The sequence below is a fragment of the Borreliella spielmanii genome (assembly GCF_014201705.1).
In the GTDB taxonomy this organism is placed as follows: Bacteria; Spirochaetota; Spirochaetia; order Borreliales; family Borreliaceae; genus Borreliella; species Borreliella spielmanii.
In genome coordinates this window covers 1-4,899 of the sequence record NZ_JACHFA010000016.1, presented here as the reverse complement: position 1 = coordinate 4,899, position 4,899 = coordinate 1, and the positions used below count along the sequence as shown (strand labels likewise).

The following is a 4,899-nucleotide window of genomic DNA, read 5'->3' as shown; positions in this document are numbered from 1 at the left end:
CTTTTTACAAAAAAATAACTTATTTAAATTCTTTTTGTTAAAAAGTTTAAATAAGTTCTATTTTAGAATAGATCAAAAATAAAATGTTTCTTTTTAATAATACCCATTAGCATTATAATATAATGCTTGAAAAAAAATTATGTGTTATTCATCATTTGATGAATTGTAAATATTTCATAAATAAAGCATTTAATATTGGACCTAGAATTGCGGCTGTTATTATCATAAAATGGATTAGTCTGTTTCCAGTATTAAGATCTTTACGTAAATCCTTTACTTCATTATCTATCTTAGTATTTAAAATAGCTATGTCTTTTTGCAAATTTTTTTCTACAAAATCTATCTTGGTATTTACACTATCTATTTTGGTATTTAAACTACCTATTTTATAATCTAAACTTTTTTCTACACTATCTATTTTGGTATCCAAACTATCTATTTTATAGTTTAAACTTTTTTCTATATTATCTATTTTAGTATCCAAATTAGATATATCTTTTTGTAAATTTTTCTCTACACTATCTATCTTAGTATTTAAACCCTTCTCTACAGTATCAATCTTAATATCTAAATTGGATATATCTTTTCGTAAAGTCTTCTCTACATCGATTATCTTCTCTTTTAAATATTCAAAATTGAAATTATCATTATGAAGAAAAACAAAATCTATTGCCTCCTCACTAAACCCTATGTTTAAAAACTCATTTTTTATACTTTCTATATTATATGTCCTATAAGCTAAATTGTTCATAAAATCCCCTTATTAACCTTTTAACATTTTATATTCTTTCATAATTTTTTTAATTATTTCTTTTTCATTATTAAATAATTTATCTAATAAAAATCCTGTAAATTTGGCATTGCTTTTGTAAAAATCATAACTTTCTTGACTTTTAAGTTGAAATCTTAACGGTTTTATTGGATTTTTTTTTGATTTTTTAAATGTTGGACTTTCTTTATCTTGTATTAGATCAAGAGAATTGTGAATGCCGTTTTCTATTATATAATCTTCTTTAATAAATCCTTCTTGTAACGCAGTTGCTAATTTTAAATAATTATAGGCTTGAGTTCTTGCTATATTATAATCTTTTACAAAAGCAAAGAAACTTTTATATCCATCCAGCTTATAATATTCATTATCTTTTATTTCTTTTAAAATTCTAATATTGTCCACTTTATGAAATATCTCTTTTCTAAAATTAGCCTTCAATCTATCTTTTAAAGAATTATAATGAGCGATTGCATCTTCATTAGTAATAATTTTTTTTTCAATATCTGGATCTTTTTCTTCTGATAAAACTCTTTTGTTTAATTCAATTTTCATAATGCAGCTCCTTTATTTTAAGATTGTTCAGATTGTGAACAACCTTTTTTAATATATTTTTCATACATGTTAAAAAATTTTGACAATGCCTCTTCATATTCATTAATATAATCTTGAGTCATATCAAATTCATCATTGCCGGTAATTTTTTTATTTAAATTTTCTCTTTCATGAACAATTCCTAAAAATCCTTTTTTGGATTGGACATGTTTTAATAACTCTTTATGAGTATTGTTTTTTTTAAATCTTGTTATAAGAACATAAATTGGAATTTTTATTTTTAAATTCTTAATATAAAATTCTAATAAATCCAAACTTTCTACAGCCCATTTTTCTGCAGTCATTGGAACTATTATACAGTTACTAGTGATTAAAGCATTTGATAAAGTAAAATCTAAACTGGGATTTGTATCTATTACTATATAATCGTAACTTTGTTTTAAAAAAAATAAATTATCTTTTAATCTCAACTCTTTAAGGGGAATAAATTCGCTTGAAAATTTATGTAAACTTAAATAGCTTGGGATTAGATCTAAATTGTCTTTAATATTTACAATTGCATCATTTATATCTAATTTTTCTTTTAACACTCTGTATATGTTTTTACTTACAATATTAATTTTTTGCTTTGTAATTTCTTTATAAAAATAACTAGTAGTAGACGCTTGAGTATCTATATCTATTAATAATACTTTATATTTTTGTGCCAAAAGAGTTGCAAATATTATCGCACTTGTGCTTTTGCCAACACCACCTTTAATTGACGCAATTGTTATTATTTTAGGGTTTTTAGTATCCATTTTATTAACATTCCTTGTTTGGGATATTTTTTCCCATGTTCAATCCTCATACAACTTCTTTTAAAATTAAAGAATTATTCTCATTTTTTATTAGTTCTAATAATTCACAATTATATGTACCAAATACTTTATTATATTCTAATTTCTTTTTGCTATTCAAATATTTTTTTATAATTGGCTTTATAAATTCAATATTCGCCTTTTCTTTTAGTTGCTCAATGAGAATATTATAAATGTTTGTTTTTATATGTTCATAATCTTTTTGTGGGTTTTCTTTTTTTAATTCAATTGATTTTTCTAATTTGCGCTTTATTTTGCTTAAATCATCATATTTTTGATATTCGATGATAAAATGGGGTTTTAATTTGTAATTTTCATATATTTTTTTAAATTCTGTTTCCAATTGTTCAGGATTGTATCCTTTTTTTTCTAATTGTTTTTTTGTATTTTCTAGAATTTCTTTTAATTTGTTTTGCTTATCTTTAAAGTAAGATTTATTAAAATGTATATTTTTATGCTTTAGTAGTTTAATCTCAATGATTTTTGAAACTTTAAGCATTTTAATTTTCAAGTCTTTATTAATATCTAAATTTAAAATAAAAGAAAGAATTTCTTTACATTTAAAGTTACATTTATTGCCATATTTTATTATTTGAAACTTTTCTATCTGTTTATTCTTTTCTTCTTTTATATTATTATTTTTATTACTTAAACACTCCTCCAAATCTACACTCCTATTTTTATTAAATTTGTCTTTAAGGCCTATTTCAGCTCTTTTTTCAAATCTAGAATGTTTTTTGTCTTTGAAGTATTTGTTTATCATATAGTGACACTCTTTTTTTGGATAATTAAGTTTGTAGTAAATTTCAGTACCACAATTTATCCCCAAGTGTTTGTAATAATTAGTTGTTACTTTAAATTTTTTTTCTAATTCGTAAAGATATTTTTGAAGTGTCTTTAACTTAACGGGATTTTGACCATTTCTTTTTAGATTTTCATTAAAGTAATAGAGTATGTTTTGTTGAGTGTATTTTTTATATTTTTTGTTTACATACTTTAAAGTTGAGATAAGAACTATCAATTTATATTGATGTTTGTTGTAGCAATTTGGATATTTTTTGTTGGTTGGAAAATTTTTCATATTTTCTCCTTAATTTACAATAAATAATTATAAATAATATAATGCATAATTTTGATTTAAAAGTAAATACTTTCCCCAAAAAATATTAAATTCTAATTATTAATCTCATTAATTAAATACACTTTTTTATAATTTAGTAAAAAGATTGATTTTAATGATAAGTTAGTCTATACTGCAAATAGCGTAGGAAAATATTTACATATGTTTGACCTACCTTAATTTACAATTTGCAAAAAATGTAATGTAAGGGTTTAGCTTAGTTCTTTGGTAAAGAGAATCTAGCTAAGCCCTCATTTTTTACAAAAATTTTTGTAAAAAAGTTGGCAAAAATAGTTTTTGCTATATATTTATTTATTGTAAGTTAAGGAGGAAAACATGAACAATGTTTCAGAAAAAAATCAAAATATACAAAATAAAATACAAGCAGAAATAGACTTTTTAAATGCTATGGACACCTTAAGAATGAATTTGCCACGTATCGACAAAAGTCTTAATGGATTTAATAATTATTATAAGTATCAGGATTTTAATGAAATATTAGAAGAAATTGAAAACGTTATTAAAAAGCATAATTTAAAGCTTGGTTTTTATCAACAACCAACTTGGTCAGTTGTGGAGGGCCAAGTTATAGATTATATTAGAACTACTTTTTACAGTAAAAGTACTGGATATAGAGAATCATTTGATACACGAATTCATACAGATAAATTACAATGCAACAGTGTAAATACATTTCCACAACAGGTTGGATCAGCTATTACTTATTTCAAAAGATACGCTTTAGTTGGGTATCTTAATATAAAAAGTGAAGTTGATAATGATGCAGCACTTAATTACAATAATTATGAAAACAGAAATTCTACACCTAATAAGCAAATTAGTGTTAATAAAAAACAAGAACAAAAAAATTACAATAATCAAAATCAGAAAAAAACAATAATTCAGAACAACAAAACTACACCATTCAAAAACAAGAAAAAAGATAGTTTTTATCATTATGGAATTTTTAAAGAAGCGTTGTCTAACATAAAAAATTGGGTACATGACTTTGAAACAAAAGATAATATAAACTCAATTATTCAAAAAATAAATTTTATTCAGAATATAGACCCTAATAATATTGATGATGTCAAGAAAATTGAAGACGATTTAAAAGCGTTTATTACTAAAAATGCTGAACTTAAGAGTCCAATGTTTTGGGCCGCAATTATAAAAAACCATTTTAAAAAAACCAATAGATTAAAGGATTTAAAAGATTTTGATGAAAGGTTTATGCCGTCTGATCAGCGTGATTATAACGACAGCCCATTAATCTTCTTTGACTCGTTAAAAGAAGATAAACAATTTGATTATATATTTGCAGCGTAGCAATATTTTTAAAGCCCCCAAATAAGGGGGCTAGTATTTATTATTGGCATGTGGTAGTTGCTTGACCTGAAAAACCATCTATGCCGCCTTTAAGGGCTCCTTCAACCACCTGCTTGAAAGTGGTTTTTTGATTCTCTCCATCGTCTTTTCCAGTGCATTTATCAAGTTCTTTTTTTATATGATCAAGTGCTTCTTTTATTTTGTCTTCATCATATCCCAAAAATTTATCAAATTCTCCTACATCAGTTAAAGCGGTTTTTAACCAA

6 protein-coding genes are annotated in these 4,899 nt (G+C 23.7%); 1 reads left to right on the top strand and 5 read right to left on the bottom strand.

The window, feature by feature from the left end; all coding sequences use genetic code 11:
* Positions 1-151: 151 nt before the first annotated feature.
* From bdr to HNR35_RS05460, 4 genes are read right to left on the bottom strand one after another with little or no spacing between them, the layout of a single operon-like run.
* A complete protein-coding gene (bdr, locus tag HNR35_RS05475; RefSeq protein WP_006434168.1) occupies positions 152-751 on the bottom strand; it encodes a Bdr family repetitive protein in 600 nt (199 codons plus the stop codon).
* A 12-nt stretch (positions 752-763) separates the two neighbouring features.
* The gene (locus HNR35_RS05470) at positions 764-1,324 is read right to left on the bottom strand and encodes a chromosome replication/partitioning protein (protein WP_183224468.1); all 561 of its coding nucleotides are present in this window, start codon (positions 1,322-1,324) and stop codon (positions 764-766) included.
* Positions 1,325-1,341: 17 nt separating this feature from the next.
* Complete coding sequence (locus HNR35_RS05465) at positions 1,342-2,124, bottom strand: ParA family protein (protein ID WP_014486161.1); 783 nt, start codon at positions 2,122-2,124, stop codon at positions 1,342-1,344.
* 46 nt (positions 2,125-2,170) lie between these two features.
* A complete protein-coding gene (locus HNR35_RS05460) occupies positions 2,171-3,265 on the bottom strand; it encodes a plasmid maintenance protein (RefSeq protein WP_183224467.1) in 1,095 nt (364 codons plus the stop codon).
* Positions 3,266-3,640: 375 nt separating this feature from the next.
* Here HNR35_RS05460 and HNR35_RS05455 point away from each other — a divergent pair, with 375 nt between their 5' ends.
* Entirely contained in the window at positions 3,641-4,633 is a 993-nt protein-coding gene (locus HNR35_RS05455) for an ERF family protein (protein WP_183224466.1), read from the top strand.
* Between the two features lie 40 nt (positions 4,634-4,673).
* Here HNR35_RS05455 and HNR35_RS05450 read toward each other — a convergent pair.
* On the bottom strand, positions 4,674-4,899 hold a 226-nt coding region (locus HNR35_RS05450; RefSeq protein ID WP_183224464.1), incomplete at its 5' end, for an Mlp family lipoprotein.

What these genes read in the sequence shown, in the direction of transcription:
- bdr (WP_006434168.1), bottom strand. Translation starts at nt 751, where the DNA reads ATGAACAATTTAGCTTATAGGACATATAATATAGAAAGTATAAAAAAT.
- HNR35_RS05470 (WP_183224468.1), bottom strand. Translation starts at nt 1,324, where the DNA reads ATGAAAATTGAATTAAACAAAAGAGTTTTATCAGAAGAAAAAGATCCA.
- HNR35_RS05465 (WP_014486161.1), bottom strand. Translation starts at nt 2,124, where the DNA reads ATGGATACTAAAAACCCTAAAATAATAACAATTGCGTCAATTAAAGGT.
- HNR35_RS05460 (WP_183224467.1), bottom strand. Translation starts at nt 3,265, where the DNA reads ATGAAAAATTTTCCAACCAACAAAAAATATCCAAATTGCTACAACAAA.
- HNR35_RS05455 (WP_183224466.1), top strand. Translation starts at nt 3,641, where the DNA reads ATGAACAATGTTTCAGAAAAAAATCAAAATATACAAAATAAAATACAA.